Here is a 16882-nt window from a genome sequence, read left to right as displayed (position 1 = left end):
CCGATCGGTCAGCTGCTCAGGGCAGTGATCGTGAGGGTGGCGCGGTAGCTGCCCTTCGCGACCTCGTTCGGGAACTTGAGGTCGAGGTCGGCGCCGAGCTTCGCGGTGCCGCGGGCGTGGCCCTGGTCGGCCGCACCGAGGCCGCGCGAGATCGCGAGGCCCTGGCCCTGGTCGTCGTACCCGGAGACCACGGCCGAGCCGGCCTGGGCCCCGGCGCCGGCCTCGACGACCTTCGGCGACCACCCGAGGTAGGAGCCGGAGAAGGTCTTGTCGCCGTCGCGGAAGTCGCTCACGTTGGCCGAGATCGACCACGGGGCCAGCGAGAAGCGGCTGTCCGACACGACGATCGGGTTGATCGAGCCGGTCGCCTCGAAGTACCAGCCGTTGCGCTCCTGGGCGGTGCCCAGGTTCACCAGGCCGTTGTAGCCGTCGATCGTCCAGCCGAACTCACCCGTCGCGGTGGGCACGTTGACCTGGATGTCCTGGCCGCTGCCGTGGTACGGGTGGATCGTCACCTTGTCGACGATCGAACCGACCGGCTCGCCCTCCGGTGTGTTGGTGCAGGAGAGGCCCTTCTCGACCGCCGCGTTCGGGGCCGCGCAGGTGCCGCTGCGGATGTTCTCGACGACCAGCTTGTCGGCCTTGACCTGGACCTTCACGTAGCTGCGGACGTGCTCCTGGTTCTGCACCGAGTTGTACCAGTAGCTGTCCGGGTTCAGCGGGTCGGGCCCGTTGCCGTGCGGGTCCTTGTCGGCCGGGTTCGGCTTCTTGATGTCGTAGTACTTCGAGCCCGAGGCCGAGTTGGCCGTCACGTAGATGACGCCGCCCGGGCCGGGGAACACCTCGGCCGCGCCCGGCTGCTCGGCCGGGTTCTCCTTCTGGCCGTTCTTGATGGCGTAGCTGCGGGAGTAGCTGTGGTCGTGCCCCTGCAGCACCATGTCCACGCCGAGGTCGGAGAACGCGGTCGTGAAGTCCTTCCGCCGCTGCTTGTTGTCGCCGTCGGTGGCGTGGCTGGCCGGCGAGTAGATGGAGTGGTGGTAGACCAGCACCGTCCACTTCGCCTCGGCGCCGTGCTTCTTCACGACGTCGGTGACGTACGCGACGTGCGCCGCGTCCCCGCCGAGCGAGCCGTCGGTCGGGTTGACGTAGCTGTTGCTGTTCAGGTCGATGAACAGCACGTCCTTGTGGATGTACCAGAAGTCACCGCCGGAGCGGGTCGACTGGTCACCGTTGTAGTACTGGCTCGACCGGTCCGTGTTCGGGGTGAAGTGGTGCTGCTCCCAGGACTTGCCGCCCACGTCGTGGTTGCCGATGGTCGCCGCGACCGGGTACTTCCGCAGCTCGTCGGGGGCGAGGAACGCGCTCCACTGGGCCTCGTTGTTCGCGGACTCGACGTGGTCGCCGCCGGAGACCAGCAGCTCGATGTCCGGGTTCGCGGTGGTGGCGTACCGCAGGGTCTCCGCCCAGCCGGCCTGGTCCTTCGCGATGTCGCCGGAGGAGCCGATCTGCGGGTCGCCGAAGAACAGGAAGTCGTAGTCGCCCTCGAAGTCCTGCGTCCGGAAGGAGTACGCCGGCGACCAGCTGCCCTCGGAGCCGACCCGGTACGAGTAGGCCGTGTTCTCCTTCAGGTTGGTGATGGTGGCGTGCCGGTTGTAGCCGGTGGTGGAGGTGTTCGCCGCGCCGACGGCGTCGAAGCTGACGGCATCGGCCGGGAACTCGCCGCTGACGATCGAGGCCGTCGGGGCGACCTGGACCTTCTGGGCGGTGTCGGCGGACGAGTACCAGGTCACGATGCGCTGGGTCTCGTTCGCGCCCACCCCGAGGATGATGCCGCTGTAGGTGGAGGCCTCGGCGGCGCTGGCGGCGGTGGTCAGACCGCCGGCCAGGGCCACGCCCAGGCCGAAGATGGCGGCGGCGGCCCCTGCGGCCACCCGACGCCGCGCACGCCCGGGGGCCTGCGCTGTGGTGCTCGGTCTCATCGATCTCCGTCCTTTTCCTGATGAGAGGTGTTGCGAGAGCGTCCTCAACGTGGCCCCGTCCGATGAACCGATCATGAATCCGGCCGGACCGGCTGGCATCGCTCCCACGAAGACCCGTGCGAGCTCACGCCCCGCTGACCCGCTGCACGAACCAGAACAGCCCCATGACGGTCACGCCCGCCGAGACCGCCCCCGTCACCCAGAGGCCGGCCACCGGCGAGCGACGGCGCAGCACCGCCAGCAGCGGGAAGACCACGGCGATGATCGCGAGCTGGACCACCTCGATGCCGACGTTGAACACCAGCAGCGACCACAGCAGTTGCCACGACCACGCCTCCTCGATGCCCAGCGCGCCCGCGAACCCCAGCCCGTGCACGAGGCCGAAACAGAAGACGACACCGAGGCGGATCCAGCCGGAACGGTCCAGACTGAGGTGGCTGTGCCCCGCCGTTTCGAGGTCGGTGGCGTGGTCGCCGCGCCGCCAGATCCGCCACAGGTGCCAGCCGGCGACCACGGCGATGGACAGCGCGATGACGGGCTCCACGACGGCCGCCGGCACGTCGACCACCCCGAGGGCGGCCAGCATGAACGTCACCGAGTGCGCCAGGGTGAAGCTCGTGGCCGCGAGGACGATCTCGCGCAGGCGCCGGGACCCGGCGATGAGCGCCAGCAGGAACAGGATGTGGTCGAGGCCGGTCAGCAGGTGTTCGGCGCCCAGGCGGAGGAACTTCCAGAACCGCTCGTACCACGACTGGGCGGTGGAGAAGGACGGGTGGCCGGCGTCGAGCGCCGCGCTGCCGGAGGCGCCGTCGATCTCGTACGTGAGGATCGTCCTGGTGCCCCTGACGTAACCCTCGTCGTCGGCGAAGAGGGTACTGCGCACCTCGTGCGCGTCGCCCCGCACCGGGCACGCCCAATCGAGCAGCAGCCGGGCGTACGGCACACCCTCCCGCACACCCATCGTGTACGCGCCGACCTGCGTCGGCGTGCACTCCGCGCCCCCGGAGGCGACCGAGAACCGCTTCGTGACGTACCCGATCGTGGAGCGCTGGTGCGCGTTCAGGGCCGCGGCCATGGCCTCGCCGTCGCGGTCATCGAACGCGGGCTGGCCCTGCCGGAAGAGGGGGTCGTCGTCCTCGCTGTCGGCGGCGGAGACGACGAACAGGTCGTACTCGAGTTCCAGCGTCGTCCGTACGTGGCCGTCGTCGCCGACGGCGACGTCCCCGTAGACCGTCGACGTGAACCCGTGGGCGAGGGCCGGCGCGGCGTGCAGAAAAGTGATCACCGCCGCGGCGAGCCCCACGACGGTGATGACGATGCTTCTGGCGATCCGTTGCGACATGCTCATTCCTTCGGTTGGCCAGTGCACCGTGCACGTCCCGGATGAACGGGAACCGGTCGACCGACGAACCGTTGGCAAACAAAGACCCAGGCCAGGGCAGGGGCAGCGGGTATCCGGCGTGCCGTGCGATAGGAAGGAGCACGCACCCTCGTACGCCTGGAAAGGACGACCACGTGCGCCCCCCGCTCCGGGCCTTTGCCGTGCTGGCCGCGGCCGCCGCCCTGCTCGCCGGATGCAGTTCCGGCGACGACTGGTCGCAGCCGCGCCCCAAGCCCATCCCCGTCGGCGCCCTCGGCCCGGGGTTCGTCGACCCCTCCCACCCGCCGATCCCGGAGGGGACCGTCACCCCGCGGCCCGGGAGCTGGGACGCGGTCCACCCGCCGAAGGGGTACCGGGTCGTGCTGCTCACCGCCGGCGACGACGCCCCGACCCGGGCGCTCGCGACGGCGGTGAAGAGCTGGGCCGAGGACGAGGACGTCGACCTGCGGACCATCGTTCCCGCGGACGCGCACGACTTCGTGCCCAGCGTCGACCGGGCCGTCCGGATGCGCCCGGACCTGATCGTCAGCGCCGGCAACGACCTCGTCGACCCACTCGCGATGGTCACGCCGAACCACCTGTCGCAGCAGTTCCTCGTGGTGGGCGCCGAGCTGGCCGAGCCCACGCACAACGTCACGGCGGCCGACTGGTCCGGGGCGTCGTTCCGGGGGGAGGGGCTGGGCATGTCCTCGACGTACGACCCTGGCTCGTTCACGGCGGAGCGCTGCGCGGCGGCGGTGCGGGCCGGCGTGGCGGCCGTCCTCCACGACCTGACCGGCGTCGTGATCTGGCTCGACGAGCACCCGCCCGCATGAGGAACGGCCCCGGCGCGGGTCGCACCCGGGCCGCTCGACGAGCGTCGGTCAGCCAAGCGCCGGCGCTGGTCACGTACTCGCCGCCGTGCACCGGGTCCGATCCCGGCGCGCCACCGTCGATCCCCGCCGGGCGCCAGAAACGGCGCTGCCCGGCCGGTGACGCGCACCGGCCGGGCAGTCGTCCGGCTCTCGTCAGTTCCCGGCGGCCAGGTCGCCGAGGCCCTTCAGCATGTCGGCGAGATCGGTCGTCTCCCCGGCGGGCGGCGTCTCGATGGTCACCGGCTTGCCGTAGTCGGTGTAGTCCATCGTCATGTCGCTCATCGTGCCCATCACCATGTGGACCCGGCGCGGCCGGTACTGCTCGTCGACCCAGAGGTCGAGCGTGACCTCCTTGACGCCCTGCTTCGTCAGCTCCTGCTCGACCTGCGCCCGCATCTCGGCGTCGACCTGCCCGAGGTAGTTCGCCACGGGCGCGGTGACGGTGTAGTGGACCGTCCGGGCCCCGTTCACCGTCTCCTCGCCGACGACCGTGACACCCTCGGTGGCGAGCAGCGTCTTGACCTGCTTGGTCGGGTCGACGTCCTCGAACTGCTTGGAGAAGTCCATGCCCATCGGGGCACCGGCCGCGGCCACGTCCAGCTTGATCCAGCGCTTCCCGCCGATGCTGGCGCGGTCCGCCTCGGGGATCTCCACGTAGACGACGGCGCCGATCATCCGGACGGTGACCGGGGAGCCGTCCGGGCCCGTGGTCTTCATCTCGGCCTTGACCGGGTCACGGAGGTCCAGCACACCCTGCATCGAGAGCTTCTGGCCGGCCGCCGTGCCCTCCATCGCCACGGTCACCGAGTCGGACTTGTCGGTGGCGTCGACCGTCTTCTGCAGCGAGCCCTTGAGGTCGCTGGCGAGCAGCTCCAGCACGGTGGGCTGCTTCGGCTCCTCCGACGAGCCGGGCTTCGCGCCGCAGGCCGACACGGCGAGCGCCGTGAACGCGGAGACCGCGACGACGGTCGTCTTCTTCCACAGTGACACGTGACAGCTTCTTTCCCCGAAGGAGTCTGGGGGAGCCCCCAGATAGACGGACGACACGCTATATCAACGGGTCAACCCCGGACGGCCGCCCTCCCGCCGCACGACCGGCGGCGGAACCCGTCGATTCCGCCGGTCACGGGTTGCCGGCCGGCCCGCGGTCGGGGGACTCGTTCTCGCGCGCGTCGCGCTCGCGGGACCAGAGGATCGTCGCGGCCAGCATGCCGGCGGCCAGCAGGATCACCCCGGACACCGTCACCATCTTCGTCCCGTTGCCCACCTCGGGCAGCAGGAAGGCGGCGATGTCCAGCAGGAAGGCCGCGGACGCGACCACGGTCAGCGCGGCGGCCACCCGGTTGAGCCGGCCGTCCAGCCGTTCGCTGCGCAGCGAGGATTCGGCGAGCAGCGAGGCGTTGACGTGGGCGAGCAGCTTCTCCGCGCGTTCGTGCGTACCGTCGAGGCCGATCGTCTCGCGGGCCGCTATGTACGTGGCGCGGTGATCCTGGCCCGACTCGACGCGGTACGCGTCGAGTCGGTGGTAGTCGGCCCACACGCCGTCGAGGAAACGCCGGAACTCCGGCCCCTCCAGTCGGCCCGGCGCCGCCCGGGCCAGCTCGGTCAGTATCTGGAGCCCGCCGACGCTGGCACCGACCAGCACCGACTGCTGGGCGACGGCGATGTCGGCCGGCTCCAGCATCGTCAGGATCTCGTCGATCCTCTCCGGGGCCGGGTCGTCGTCCCAGGCGTACGTGTAGGGCAGCAGGATCCGGCAGTGGGCGCCCAGCACCAGGCCGGGCACCCGGCGGTCCGGCTCCCATACGGGGTCCCGGGCGATGAAGTGGCAGTTGTAGCGGACGGCGCGGGGGTGGACCTCCGTCCAGTCGTCGGCGGAGGCCCCGCCCGGCGGCACCACCACGTGGGCGAAGAGCCCCGACTGCCGCGCACCGGCGAGCACGTCCCGCAGCAGCGCGCGGTCGGCCTCGCGGAGCTGGCGGTTGACCGAGGCGTCCATGGTGGCCAGCTCGTGGGCGTCCAGCTTCCGGAGATCGTTCGCGTGGCGCAGGGCGTACGTCAGGAGGACGGCGCCGGCGGCGAGGATCCGGATCCGGCAGGCGACGATCGTGAGGTCGGGGAGGCTGATGGCGGCCCGGACCATCGCCGTGAGATCGACCTCGACCGTCTCCTCCGAGTTGTAGGCCACCGAGCCGAGCGTTCCCGGTACGGGCCGGAGTTCACCGCGTCCCGGGACCACCACGCGGTCCACCGTCCGGTCGACGGCCGTGTAGTGCAACGGGTAGGCCCTCGTCTGCACGTGCAGGACATCGGTCATATCCCGGCCACCGCGACGTGCTCCGGGATCAGCTCCGTCTCGGGCACGACGACCTCACCGAGGTACCGGCGCTGGAGGTCCTCCGGACTGTGGTTTTCGACCGGACCGCCCACGACCGCCGCGATGTCGCTGGTCGTCAGGTACGTCGCGTCCTCGGGCACCGACCGCCTCCGGAACCACCGGCGCTGCGCCTCCAGCACCGGATGGTCCGCGGTGGCCGAGGGCCAGTAGCTGACCACCGTGAGGGAGTCCGGGTCCGCCGAGACCCCGAGCCCGGTCACCGCCCGCGCGTCGTCCGGGGGCAGGTAGAACACCAGTCCCTCCGCCACGTACGCGATGGGCCGCCCGTCGGCGAACCGTCGGATGCGGTCCAGGAGCCGGCGGCGTGCCTCCGCGTCGTTGAGGTCAGCGGCGACGTGCTCGACCTTCCGCTGGTCGAGCACACCGGCCGCCCGCAGCTCGGCGGCGCGTCGCTGCTTGGCGGCCACGATGTGGGGCAGGTCGATCTCCATCGCCGCGGCGAACGGCAGCAGCCACGGGTACGAGGAGAAGCCGGCCCCGCACACCACGAGCACCGTGTCACCGCGCTTGTCCAGCGCCTGGCCGAGGGTCTCCAGGACGACCCGGCCGCGCAGCGACACGACCAGGTCGTCGTGCGGGTACACCTCGGCGGCGAACTCGTCCCACAGCTCCCGAACCGCGCCGCGTTGCTCCGCGGAGATCCACTCTGCCGCCAGCGGATCGGCGGCGAGATCCTCGCGCCGCGCTCGCGATTCGTTGACCAGGTAGGCAGTGAGTCCGACGTCGTCACGCACGTCCACATAGAACCACGGGGTGACAACGGGGCGGAACCGAGGACGTGAGCCGGCCGGAGTGTCGCAGTGTCCGGTGTGGATCGACGGTGCAGTGAGAGACGTGGATGTGCGGTAGTCTGCCGCGGAGCGTGATCACGCTGGGCGACCGGAGGGACACATGGGGGCAAGCCGGACCTCGTCGCACTGCCGACCGCCGGGGTCCGCACGATGACGAGACCCAGGAACCCGGGCGGGGGCAACGGCGACGGCGGGAACCCGCGCCCGGACGGCGACGGCGACGGCGACACCGGTACCCCTTCCGGGCGACGGCCCGGCACCAGCAAGGTCCCGGACAACATCAGCCAGGCCCACGACGAGCTGGCGAAGACGGCGGAGCGGGGCCGCCCGGAGGAAGAGGGACAGCAGCCGACCAAGCAGCCCGACTCCGACTCCACCACCTCCGACGGGGAAACCCCGGACGCGTTCGTCGACTCGATCGTCAGCGACCCGAAGTCGGTGGCCGGCCGGTCCGCCGAGGACATCGCACAGCAGTTCAACGACGCGGGTTACCCGGCCACGGTGCAGCAGAGCACCAAGAAGGGCACCTCGGGCAACGCCGTGCAGGTGCGGATCCAGGGCCACCCGGAGATCACCAACATCCAGGTCCATCCCGGCGGCGGGCGCCACACGCCGGAGGGCTCGCCGTACTGGAAGATCTCGACGAGCACGGCTGGGAAGATCTGGGTGATTCCCGAGGACTTCCGGGGCGCGGACGACCTGAACGGAAATGTGGTGCGGTATGACGAATAAGCTCATCAAGGTCGATCGCGTCCGCTCCGTCGCCGAGGCGGTGGCGGTCGAGGAGCTGGGCGCCGGACTCGTCGGCGTCGCGCTCGACGAGGATCCCCGGTTCGCCGACCGGCGGGTTGTCTCCCCGGACCTGGCCGCGGAGATCGGCAGGTCGTTGAGCCGGGCGAAGTTCGTCGTGGAACTGGACTTCCGGGAGGACCCCCGCGAAGCCCTTCGCAGGGCGGAACTGCTCCGGCCCGACCTCGTCCAGCCGATCACCGGCGCGGTCCCGCCGGACGAGATGCGGGCCGCGCTGAGCGGGGCCGGCGTGGGCATCGTCTACGCGGGCATCGAGATCGCCCACGATGACGACCCCTCCTGGGTGCTGAGCCGGTACGCCGACACGAACGACCTCAACGCGGCCCTCTTCCAGGCCGACGTCCTGCCCGAGTACCGGAACTCCTGGGAGTTCCTGCGGGACGAGGCGCCCGAGTTCGAGGACGAGTTCCAGATCGACGACCTGAACCAGCTCGGCCGTGACCACCCGCTGGTGGCCGCGTTCAACTTCACCCCGCGCAACGTGGGCGAGATCGTCGCCACCCTTCCGGGGATCCGGGGCATCGCGCTGACGCTCGCCGACAACGCCACCCGCACCGACCTGCACTTCCTGCGGTACGAGGCGGCGGTCGAGGTGATGCAGGCGCTGCGGTCCTGACGACCCGTCCGGCTCCACCTCCTGGCCGGTGCGGATGCGCACCGGCCAGGAGCCGCAGCGCCGGTCAGGCGACCGCGGCCTTCACCACCTCGATGATCTTCTGCTCCACCTCGGGGCTCCACTTCTGGATGGCGTACGACACCGGCCAGATGTCCCCGTCGTCGAGCGTGGCCGCGTCCTGGAACTCCAGCGTCGAGTAGCGGGTGTTGAACTTGCCGGAGTTCTTGAACGCGACGATGAGCTTGCCGTCGGCGTTCGCGTAGGCGGGCATCCCGTACCAGGTCTTCGGCGACAGGTCCGGAGCGGTGGCGGTGATGGTCATGTGCACGCGCTCGGCGAGCGCCCGGTCGTCCGGCGACATCTTCGCGATGCTGTCGAGGGCGGCCTGAAGCTCGTCGGCCTTCTTGGCGCCCTTCTTGCCCTGGGCGCGCAGCTCGGCGGCGCGCGCCTTCATCGCGGCGCGCTCCTCGGCGCTGAAGCCGTCGGATCCGGTGTTGGCGTTCTCAGCGGACATGTCCAGGCTGCCTTTCGACGTTGCAAGGCTCGGCGCGGTGCCGGCCGTCTGAAGGAAGGCTAGGTCGCGGCACATCCGGTCGCTTCTTGAATCCTGATCACGTTCGGGCCGGCGGTGGCAATCCCCCTTGCCGGTCGGACCAGCGACTGCGACGCTCCGTGCATGATCGACAAGCCGGACATCAACGAGCGGTCGCTCGCGGCCGAGGTGGCCGCCGCCTGGGCCGTGGACGTCACCGACCTCGTGTTCCTGCCGCTCGGGCTGGACGGGGACGCGTGGGCGTACCGGGTGGAGACGTCCGGCGAGCGCTACTTCCTCAAGGTCCGCCGTGGGAGGTTCACCCAGGCGGCCGTCCTGCTGCCCGGCTTCCTCCGGGCGCACGGCGTACGGCAGGTCGTGGCACCGATCGACCTTCCCGCCGGCGGCACCAGTCGTGCCTTCGGGGGCTACGAGCTGCTGCTCTACCCGTTCCACGACGGCGGCAGCCGGTGGGCGCGCGGGCTCACCGACCGCCAGTGGACCGAGTACGGCGAGTTCCTGGGCCGGCTGCACGCGGTCCCGCCGAGCGACGACATCGCCGCGGTCCTGCCGGTCGAGACGTACCGGTCGACGTCGGGCGACCGGCTGCGGAGCCTCGGCGCTCAGGCCGCGGCGAGCGAGGTCCTCGGCGCGTTCTGGGACCGGTACGGCGCCGCGCTGCACCGGTTGTCGGAGACCGTCGACCGCCTCGCCTCCCGCGTGACGCACGCGCGACACGTCATCTGCCACGCCGACATCCACCCGGGTAACCTGATCGCCGACGGCGACGGCCCGCTGCACGTCGTGGACTGGGACGCGCCGATCCTCGCACCGCCCGAGCGCGACCTCATGTTCGTCTACAGCCAGGACTTCGGCGACCACCCGATCGACGCGCACCGCGCCGAACTCTTCCGCCGTGGCTACGGGCCGCAGGAACCGGACCAGACACTGCTGAGCTACTACCGCGGCGAGCGGCACCTCGACGACGCCGCCGCCTTCGTGCGCAGCATCCTCGATCCCGACGCCAGCCCGGAGGCGCGCGCCAACGACCTGCACTGGCTGACCCGCATCGCCGAGACGGTCGCCGACCCGAGCTACGCGCCCTGACCCTCCCTGGATGGTGTTGACCTCAACCATGCTTGAACTTCTACGGTCGTGACGTCGTAGACGATCAAGCGAGGTAAGGAGCGCCATGACGCTCGACCAGATGACCGATGCCGAACTGGCAGCCCAGCCGGCCGCCTACTGGACCGGCCTGGCCTACGAGGCCCTCATCTCGTTCACCCGCGCCCGGCAGGCCGAACTCGGGTTCACGCAGCCCCAGTTCTGGCTGCTGCGCAACCTGTCGAGCAACGACCTCTCCCCGGACGGCCAGGGCATGACCATTCCTCAACTGCGGGAGGCGATGGCCACGTACCTCAGGCCCGAGGACGACCTGCACGCCGAGGCGGAGGTGCTGCTGGAACGCGGCTGGCTCCGCCGCGACGGCGAAAATCGGCTGTGGATCACGGAAGCCGGCGAGGAGGCGCGCGTACGCCTGAAGGCCCACGCGCCGGCCATCCGCGCCCGGATCCACGAGGGCATCGACGACGCCGACTACGTCGCCGCACTGAAGGTGCTGGGGAAGCTGATGAAGAACACCCAGGGCTCGTAGTTCCCGCCGCGCGCGGGGTGGGCCGTCGCTTTACCCAGGGGTGGAGCGACGGCCCGATGTCGTCCACCCGCCGATCAGCCCTGCGGCCGACGACCCGGCGCGTACGCCGTTCCTAACATCCGTGTCAGCAACAAGCGAATGCAATCGAGTACGCCGAGCCCGATCGAGGAATCAGGTTGCGTCAGGTTGTTGCGAAAGATTGGCCCGCCCGGCGAACGACAGACCCGCCGGACGTACGTTAAGGAGCAGCGACGTGCGCGTTTTCCTCTCCCGTATCGCACTCATCACCGCCATTGCCGGCGGCGCACTGGCGGGCATCGCCGGGCCGGCCCACGCGACCAGTACGTATTGCGCTGGCCTCAAGGCGCAGTACACCAGCGACCTCAACATGTACCTCAAGTACAACACGCTGCGACTCACCAGCACCGACCCGGGAATGCGCCTCTTCTACGGCAGCCTGGCGAGCCGGTACTTCACGAGTTACCAGCAGGGCCTCGCCGCGTACCAGGCCACCTGCTGACGCTGGCAGCGCGGCCCGTCGACCGATCCCTCACGGCGGCGGCTCCCGGGCCCTGCCGGGAAGTCGCCGCCGGTCCCTCTCTGAGGATCGGCACGTTGGCCCATGACAATTGGTCCTCGGCGACATCTTCTTTGCCCCCGCTCTCCTCGGCCGGGCTATGCCCGTCCCGAGGGGCATCACTCAATTTGTGCGTTCGGTGACTACCGGCGGCTGACACCGGTCGGGTGCGCGACGTCCGGGAGGGACACATTCCCGGCCGGGCCGGGATCCGTGCCGATGTGGACGGGAAACCTGGGAACGATGATCAGCTCATGACGCGACGAGGAGGGGGACAACAGTGAAACGGGTGGTGAGACTGGCCGGGGCGATCGGCCTGGGTACGGTGTTGGTTGTCGCCGGGCTGGCCGGCCCAGCCATGGGTGCCACGGACGACCCCTTGGGCGACGGGGCCGACCGCGAGCCGGAGGTGCTGCTCGTCGCGCCGGGGGACGTCGGCCTGGAGAGCCCGCTCGGATGCGTGCTGCAGAAGACCGCCCAAGGGGTCGAGGTGGGCAGCGGGATCGCCGGGTGCGGGCTCGTCGACTTCGACAGCCCGGTCATGCCGGGGATGCACGTGCTCTTCCCGCTCGGGTCCGGTGGGTCCGACGACACCTACCACGGCACGGTCAACTGCGGGTCGAGTGTGGACCCGCGCATCGCTGGGCAGAGCGGCCAATGGGTTTTCGGCAGGCCCGATTCCTCCGACCCCTATCAGGCGCCCGGCCGCCAGTCCGGGGGCTGGTACAACGACGGGTCCTACCAGGAACTCGCCGACGAGGCCGACAGGCAGTGGCAGGAGTACGTCGAGGCGGTCAGGGAGGCGGCGAGGGGCGACACGTTCGGCGAGGACCCGGAGAAGGACCGGCAGCTGAGAGAAAGGATGAAGAAGGAGCAGGAGGAGGCGAACGAGGCCATCAGGAAGCGGGACGCCTGGAGGCCGGCGGTCGCCGACAGTGGCACCGGCGACGATGACGACGATGGCGCCGCCGCCCGACCCGGTGGCGAGGACGCGTGCGCCGAGGTCGCGATGTTGGTGGCCCAGTGCAACGCGACCAACTGGCAGGCGACGGCGTGCCAGGAGGCGCTCGCCAGGATGAGTGGCTGCGACCCGTCCATCGCGATGCCCGGCCCCGACCAGAACGAGGCCTGCGAGGAGGAGGAGAAGCCCGACATCGAAACGGTGATTCAGACGCAGACGCTGATCTGCAGCATGCGGATCAAGCCCGAACCCGGCCAGGACCCGTGCGTCGGGCTCACCGTGGACACCCGCCAGTTCCGGGGCTACCGGCCGACCGCCGAAGGCGGCCCGCCGTGCGGGAGCGAGGTGGCCCTGACCACCCCCGACCAGTGCCAGCCCACCCTCACCGTGGTCAGTGTGACCCAGCGGTGGCGCGACTACGTCGCCGAGGTCCTCAAGCGGGCCGGTGACAGAGGCGGGTTCGTCATCGTCATGCCCGAGCCGTACACCGGCGGCCCGAACGAACCGCGGACCTGCGCCCCGAAGTGCTGACCGCGGCGGGGCCCTCAGCCTGAACCGTTCCGACCGACCGACACGCCGGCGGAGCCCAGGTCAGCGACCTGGGCTTCGCCGCAGGTCGCCGATGTCACGCCGGTGGAGTGGGCCGCCAGGGACTCGAACCTATGGATCGTCGGCGAGCCGGCCTTCTGCGGTGCGGTACGAGGTCTGACCGCGGCATCCGTGTCCGGAGACAGGGCTGCCTACCTCCAGGTCGCCCGGGATATCCGCGAGCAGGTCAGCTCCGGCCAATTGAAGCCGGGCGACAAGCTGCCCTCGTTCGCCGCCCTCTCCGAGCACTACAAGGTCAGTAACACGGTTATCCGTGCCGCCATGCTGCTCTTGAAGGCCGAGGGGCTGATCGACGGCCGGCAGAGCAAGTGCGTCTACGTCACCGACCCGCATCCCCGGTGAGCCCCGGGTCGCCCACCGAGGCGCGACACCTCGCTTCTCAGAGCGCCTTGCTCCTGGCCGACCTGGACGTGCACCCCCGCGTGTCCGGCCCGCTACCGGTCGCCGTAGTGGTAGCGGCAGGCGATGATCTCGACGTCGTCCTTGGTGATCCGATACACCAGCCGGTGTTCGCGATCGATTCGGCGGGACCAGAAGCCGGACAGCTCTCCCCGCAGGGGTTCCGGCTTGCCGATGCCCTCGTATCCGTTGCGCATCACGTCCGCGATGAGGTCGTTGATGCGCTTGACCAGCTTCCGGTCGGTGTGGCTGAGGTACTGGTTCCAGGCCGTCGCGGTGAAGACCAGCCTCACGCGACGTCCCGCACGGTGGCGGGGTCGATCAGGTCCCGCTCGGCCGCGTCGCCCTCCTCAAGCTCCGCGATCGAGCGGCGCAGGGCTGCGGCATTGGCCGGGTTGCGAAGGAGGTACTCGGTCTCCTTCATCGACTCGTACTCCGCGAGCGGCACGATGACCACCGGTTCGTGGCCCGACCGGGTCACCACCACCTCCTCCGCGTCGTTGATGACGCTGTCGAGTTCCGCGGCCAGGTTCTGCCGTAGCTGGGTGAAGTTCACGGTCCGCATGATCACCTCCGGGGTAGGTACAGAAAATTGTACCTCGGGTGGTCTGCGTCTCGTCCCTGGTCGAGCCGGCGGTGGATCCACGGGTGCTGCTGTACTTCCCTGCTGTACGGGCAAGATCACGGCGCAAGCGGCCCCACGAGGAGACGGTGACCTGCGGAAGAGTGGGCCGGAGGTACCACCATGCGAACCACACCGCCACGATCGCCGGTGACCCGCTACCACTGAGTTTTCCCAGTTCACGGGGGTCGGGGGGCACCCGGTGAACCCGGCCCGACCGCCCAAACCGCCGGTGCGGTTCGCCGATGCGAAAGAGATCAACCCGTTCAAGCTCCTTCTCGATCTTCACGACCATGCCGTCGTTCGGACGGCGGAATCCGGTCGAGATGACGCACTGACGGAGCTGGCGTTGTCCGCTGCGGTGGTGTCCTGGTGGACTCGCTGGCAACCCTCGATGATCCACGCCGCACTGCGAGCGCGTGCGGACTTGACGGACATCGCCGAAGCGACCGGCCTCGACGCCAGCGACGTCGTCCGACGGTGGCGGCGATGGGCTGATGTCCAGACGCTGCTGGACATCGGCGGACGTCCGTCCGTGGAGCCCGCCGAGGTCCGGGCCATCGAGCGACGGATGGGTCCGGGGGTGGACCGATGACGCCGACCCGGCTTGCCCGAGACGTGAGCACGGTGGCGGTGGCCGGGATTGCTGCCTGGTCGTCGTGGAGTCACATGGTGGCCGTGGCGTTGAGGTTCGGTGAGCGTCCCGAGGTCGCCTATGTGCTGCCGCTGTCGGTCGACGGGATGCTCGTCGTCGCGTCGGCGGCCATGGTCGAGGACAAACGCGCCGAACGGAGCGTGCGTTGGTCGGCCCGGGTCGCATTCGTTGCGGGAGTGGCGGCCAGCGTGGCGGCGAACATTGCCGCCGCCGAGCCAAGCCCTGGGGCACGGATCGTCGCTGCCTGGCCAGCCGTGGCGCTTCTGCTGGTCGTGGAGATGCTCACGAAATGGCAACCGCCCCCACGGAGCAATCACCGAACGTCAGATGCCGCCCACCCGCAGGGGCCGCCTGCTGGCAACGCCGCGTCTGTGCCACCACCGGAGTCAGACCCACCGGTTTCCTTAACCACTGAGGCGAACGGAGCGCAGCGGGCTGGAATCACCGACGGTGCGGCGACAAGTCAGGTACCGGCACCTCCACGTCGGCGCAACGTGCGACGCAAGCGGACGACGGTGCGCCCGGAGCAGACCGCTGATGCCGTGGCCCGGCTGCGCGCCGAGCGTCCGCAGGCCAGCCCGGCAGAGTTAGCCGTGGCCGCCGGTGTGTCCGAACGTCATGTCCGACGCCTTATTGCAGGCAAGCCCGAGCATGCGGCACTACAAGCAGACGGTTCTCGAAGGTGATGGCGCGCCCAAGGAGCATCCCCGCTGGTGTCGGACGCGGCCCTGCTCCATCGATCACACCGACCAGGCTTGGCTGAGGACGAGCGATGGCGGTGTGAACGGACGACAGTGCCGTACCCGCTCATTGAGGAGGCCCTGACAACGATGGGGTCTGTCGCCGAAGGAAAGTGACGCGGCCCGCCAGGATGACGCCTGGCGGGCCGTTCGGTGTGCCGGGTCAGGGCTAACGGTGCATATGACGGTAGCCGCAATGCACAAGAGCGCCCCGCTCACCCGAAGGTGGGCGGGGCGCTCTGCAGGCTCTGAGTCAGACGTCTTGCAGTTCCCGCAGGTTCCGGTCAGTTGCCACGTACTGTGGCCAGTTGTCTGTGTGGCACTCGGCCGCGTGCAGTGCGGTACGTATGTCGACAAGCAGGGTGTTGACCGCGCTCTCGAAGTTGAGCGCCTCGATGCTCGAGGCAAATTCCGCAGTGCGGTCGGCGAGGCTTGCGGCGATCTGCACCTCGCAGCCGAGTTCGTCCAGATGTTCCTGCACTGCGTCGAGGAACTCTTCGAACTGCTCGTCGGTGCCGTGCGGCGTGCTTTCGAACGTCATCTGTATCGCGATTCGATGCTGTCGCATGATCAGTCCTCCCAGCACGTGGCCCTCTTGAGCTGACCGGTCAAATCTCTCAGGTAGTTCGGGTTTGAGGGGGTGCATTTCACTGTTTTCAGGTGTTTTGCCGGGCAGGGGCAGTACATCTTGAAGTACTTGCGCCCCCCTCCGGTGATCTTCCAGCCCCGTCGCTCGGCTTTCCGGAGGAGATCCTCAAGCTCCTTCACTGTGTGCCTGGAACGTGACACGTGGTAAACGCTCCTTGCCTCTTGAGGTTACCTAGTTAGAAGATCGACTAACAGGCGCGGTTGGTCACAGCCGAGTCAACGGGTGAACAAACTCCAGATCGCGCATCCTAAGAACTCCTAACAGAATGATCTGGGCGGAGGTGGATTTGTCCCTCGTGGACGATCAACTACAGTGATCGGCCGTGAGGCGAGGTGAGCAGCCGCCGTGGATCGTCTCGGACGACCTGTGGGCCGAGATCGAGCCATTGCTGCCGCCCCGCCCGCCTCGTCGGCAGCGCTATCCCGGTCGTAAGCCGCTTGATGACCGGAAGGTGTTGTGCGGGATCTTGTTCGTGCTCTACACCGCGATCCCGTGGGAGTACCTGCCCCAGGAACTCGGGTTCGGGTCGGGGATGACCTGCTGGCGCAGGTTGCGGGACTGGAACGACGCCGGCGTGTGGCAACGACTGCACGAGGTCCTACTGGGCAGACTCCGGGCCGCCGGTCAACTGGACATGTCCCGGGCGGTGATCGAC

At 69.4% G+C, this 16882-nt stretch carries 21 protein-coding genes; 11 read left to right on the top strand and 10 right to left on the bottom strand.

Annotated features, from left to right (window positions below):
- Nucleotides 1-8: 8 nt before the first annotated feature.
- Together D7I43_RS09695 and D7I43_RS09690 are read right to left on the bottom strand one after the other, a co-directional pair.
- A complete protein-coding gene (locus tag D7I43_RS09695) occupies nucleotides 9-1979 on the bottom strand; it encodes a purple acid phosphatase family protein (protein WP_120328107.1) in 1971 nt (656 codons plus the stop codon).
- 124 nt (nucleotides 1980-2103) lie between these two features.
- Nucleotides 2104-3321 (bottom strand): HupE/UreJ family protein, encoded by a 1218-nt coding sequence (locus D7I43_RS09690; RefSeq protein WP_120328106.1) that lies wholly within the window; start codon nucleotides 3319-3321, stop codon nucleotides 2104-2106.
- Nucleotides 3322-3494: 173 nt separating this feature from the next.
- On the opposite strand from D7I43_RS09690, the gene D7I43_RS09685 reads away from it, so the two are divergent.
- Entirely contained in the window at nucleotides 3495-4175 is a 681-nt protein-coding gene (locus tag D7I43_RS09685) for a type 1 periplasmic-binding domain-containing protein (RefSeq protein WP_120328105.1), read from the top strand.
- 192 nt (nucleotides 4176-4367) lie between these two features.
- Here D7I43_RS09685 and D7I43_RS09680 read toward each other — a convergent pair whose 3' ends face one another.
- From D7I43_RS09680 to D7I43_RS09670, 3 genes are all read right to left on the bottom strand, one after another.
- Nucleotides 4368-5204, bottom strand: coding sequence for an SCO4651 family lipoprotein (locus tag D7I43_RS09680; protein ID WP_120328104.1), 837 nt, complete (start codon nucleotides 5202-5204; stop codon nucleotides 4368-4370).
- A gap of 133 nt (nucleotides 5205-5337) precedes the next feature.
- On the bottom strand, nucleotides 5338-6531 hold the full coding sequence (locus tag D7I43_RS09675) for a hypothetical protein (protein ID WP_120328103.1): 1194 nt from the start codon (nucleotides 6529-6531) through the stop codon (nucleotides 5338-5340).
- Nucleotides 6528-7346: a class I SAM-dependent methyltransferase gene (locus D7I43_RS09670; RefSeq protein ID WP_120328361.1), complete on the bottom strand. Its 819-nt coding sequence runs from the start codon at nucleotides 7344-7346 to the stop codon at nucleotides 6528-6530. The genes D7I43_RS09675 and D7I43_RS09670 overlap by 4 nt, the downstream gene beginning before the upstream one ends.
- A gap of 207 nt (nucleotides 7347-7553) precedes the next feature.
- Between D7I43_RS09670 and D7I43_RS09665 the strand changes: the two genes are divergently transcribed.
- Both D7I43_RS09665 and D7I43_RS09660 read left to right on the top strand, forming a co-directional pair.
- A complete protein-coding gene (locus tag D7I43_RS09665) occupies nucleotides 7554-8135 on the top strand; it encodes a hypothetical protein (protein WP_120328102.1) in 582 nt (193 codons plus the stop codon).
- Nucleotides 8125-8829, top strand: a complete 705-nt coding sequence (locus D7I43_RS09660) for a beta/alpha barrel domain-containing protein (RefSeq protein ID WP_120328101.1) — start codon at nucleotides 8125-8127, stop codon at nucleotides 8827-8829. Before D7I43_RS09665 ends, D7I43_RS09660 begins: the two co-directional genes overlap by 11 nt.
- A 64-nt stretch (nucleotides 8830-8893) precedes the next feature.
- On the opposite strand, the gene D7I43_RS09655 is transcribed toward D7I43_RS09660, so the two are convergent.
- On the bottom strand, nucleotides 8894-9343 hold the full coding sequence (locus D7I43_RS09655) for an iron chaperone (RefSeq protein ID WP_120328100.1): 450 nt from the start codon (nucleotides 9341-9343) through the stop codon (nucleotides 8894-8896).
- A 162-nt stretch (nucleotides 9344-9505) separates the two neighbouring features.
- Here D7I43_RS09655 and D7I43_RS09650 point away from each other — a divergent pair, with 162 nt between their 5' ends.
- The 5 genes from D7I43_RS09650 (at nucleotide 9506) to D7I43_RS09630 (ending at nucleotide 13504) form a co-directional block, all read left to right on the top strand.
- Nucleotides 9506-10468: a phosphotransferase enzyme family protein gene (locus D7I43_RS09650; protein ID WP_120328099.1), complete on the top strand. Its 963-nt coding sequence runs from the start codon at nucleotides 9506-9508 to the stop codon at nucleotides 10466-10468.
- 85 nt (nucleotides 10469-10553) lie between these two features.
- A complete protein-coding gene (locus tag D7I43_RS09645; protein WP_120328098.1) occupies nucleotides 10554-11015 on the top strand; it encodes a MarR family winged helix-turn-helix transcriptional regulator in 462 nt (153 codons plus the stop codon).
- Nucleotides 11016-11268: 253 nt separating this feature from the next.
- Complete coding sequence (locus D7I43_RS09640) at nucleotides 11269-11535, top strand: hypothetical protein (protein ID WP_120328097.1); 267 nt, start codon at nucleotides 11269-11271, stop codon at nucleotides 11533-11535.
- 346 nt (nucleotides 11536-11881) lie between these two features.
- On the top strand, nucleotides 11882-13084 hold the full coding sequence (locus D7I43_RS09635; protein ID WP_120328096.1) for a hypothetical protein: 1203 nt from the start codon (nucleotides 11882-11884) through the stop codon (nucleotides 13082-13084).
- A gap of 189 nt (nucleotides 13085-13273) precedes the next feature.
- Nucleotides 13274-13504 carry a winged helix-turn-helix domain-containing protein gene (locus D7I43_RS09630; protein ID WP_120328360.1) on the top strand — a complete coding sequence of 77 codons (231 nt, stop codon included), beginning with the start codon at nucleotides 13274-13276 and terminating at the stop codon, nucleotides 13502-13504.
- Nucleotides 13505-13596: 92 nt separating this feature from the next.
- Here the strand turns inward: D7I43_RS09630 and D7I43_RS09625 are convergent, their stop codons facing one another.
- On the bottom strand, nucleotides 13597-13854 hold the full coding sequence (locus D7I43_RS09625) for a Txe/YoeB family addiction module toxin (RefSeq protein ID WP_120328095.1): 258 nt from the start codon (nucleotides 13852-13854) through the stop codon (nucleotides 13597-13599).
- On the bottom strand, nucleotides 13851-14126 hold the full coding sequence (locus tag D7I43_RS09620) for a type II toxin-antitoxin system Phd/YefM family antitoxin (protein ID WP_120328359.1): 276 nt from the start codon (nucleotides 14124-14126) through the stop codon (nucleotides 13851-13853). The genes D7I43_RS09625 and D7I43_RS09620 overlap by 4 nt, the downstream gene beginning before the upstream one ends.
- 259 nt (nucleotides 14127-14385) lie before the next feature.
- Here D7I43_RS09620 and D7I43_RS09610 point away from each other — a divergent pair, with 259 nt between their 5' ends.
- Both D7I43_RS09610 and D7I43_RS09605 read left to right on the top strand, forming a co-directional pair.
- A complete protein-coding gene (locus tag D7I43_RS09610) occupies nucleotides 14386-14778 on the top strand; it encodes a hypothetical protein (protein WP_120328094.1) in 393 nt (130 codons plus the stop codon).
- Entirely contained in the window at nucleotides 14775-15524 is a 750-nt protein-coding gene (locus D7I43_RS09605; RefSeq protein WP_120328093.1) for a DUF2637 domain-containing protein, read from the top strand. The genes D7I43_RS09610 and D7I43_RS09605 overlap by 4 nt, the downstream gene beginning before the upstream one ends.
- Before the next feature lie 307 nt (nucleotides 15525-15831).
- Here D7I43_RS09605 and D7I43_RS09600 read toward each other — a convergent pair whose 3' ends face one another.
- Both D7I43_RS09600 and D7I43_RS09595 read right to left on the bottom strand, forming a co-directional pair.
- Nucleotides 15832-16146, bottom strand: coding sequence for a hypothetical protein (locus tag D7I43_RS09600; RefSeq protein WP_120328092.1), 315 nt, complete (start codon nucleotides 16144-16146; stop codon nucleotides 15832-15834).
- A 2-nt stretch (nucleotides 16147-16148) separates the two neighbouring features.
- Nucleotides 16149-16346 carry a hypothetical protein gene (locus D7I43_RS09595; protein ID WP_204985179.1) on the bottom strand — a complete coding sequence of 66 codons (198 nt, stop codon included), beginning with the start codon at nucleotides 16344-16346 and terminating at the stop codon, nucleotides 16149-16151.
- Between the two features lie 230 nt (nucleotides 16347-16576).
- On the opposite strand from D7I43_RS09595, the gene D7I43_RS09590 reads away from it, so the two are divergent.
- Nucleotides 16577-16882: transposase (locus tag D7I43_RS09590; RefSeq protein ID WP_240032908.1), on the top strand; the 306-nt coding region annotated here is incomplete at its 3' end.

The sequence above is a fragment of the Micromonospora globbae genome (assembly GCF_003610785.1).
GTDB lineage: Bacteria > Actinomycetota > Actinomycetes > Mycobacteriales > Micromonosporaceae > Micromonospora > Micromonospora globbae.
This window is presented reverse-complemented; position numbering and strand designations above follow the sequence as displayed.

Bases quoted from the DNA above. Each gene is read 5' to 3' on its own strand.
- D7I43_RS09655 (WP_120328100.1), bottom strand. From the start codon at position 9,343: ATGTCCGCTGAGAACGCCAACACCGGATCCGACGGCTTCAGCGCCGAG.
- D7I43_RS09660 (WP_120328101.1), top strand. From the start codon at position 8,125: ATGACGAATAAGCTCATCAAGGTCGATCGCGTCCGCTCCGTCGCCGAG.
- D7I43_RS09665 (WP_120328102.1), top strand. From the start codon at position 7,554: ATGACGAGACCCAGGAACCCGGGCGGGGGCAACGGCGACGGCGGGAAC.
- D7I43_RS09600 (WP_120328092.1), bottom strand. From the start codon at position 16,146: ATGCGACAGCATCGAATCGCGATACAGATGACGTTCGAAAGCACGCCG.
- D7I43_RS09695 (WP_120328107.1), bottom strand. From the start codon at position 1,979: ATGAGACCGAGCACCACAGCGCAGGCCCCCGGGCGTGCGCGGCGTCGG.
- D7I43_RS09605 (WP_120328093.1), top strand. From the start codon at position 14,775: ATGACGCCGACCCGGCTTGCCCGAGACGTGAGCACGGTGGCGGTGGCC.
- D7I43_RS09620 (WP_120328359.1), bottom strand. From the start codon at position 14,126: ATGCGGACCGTGAACTTCACCCAGCTACGGCAGAACCTGGCCGCGGAA.
- D7I43_RS09690 (WP_120328106.1), bottom strand. From the start codon at position 3,321: ATGTCGCAACGGATCGCCAGAAGCATCGTCATCACCGTCGTGGGGCTC.
- D7I43_RS09650 (WP_120328099.1), top strand. From the start codon at position 9,506: ATGATCGACAAGCCGGACATCAACGAGCGGTCGCTCGCGGCCGAGGTG.
- D7I43_RS09675 (WP_120328103.1), bottom strand. From the start codon at position 6,531: ATGACCGATGTCCTGCACGTGCAGACGAGGGCCTACCCGTTGCACTAC.
- D7I43_RS09645 (WP_120328098.1), top strand. From the start codon at position 10,554: ATGACGCTCGACCAGATGACCGATGCCGAACTGGCAGCCCAGCCGGCC.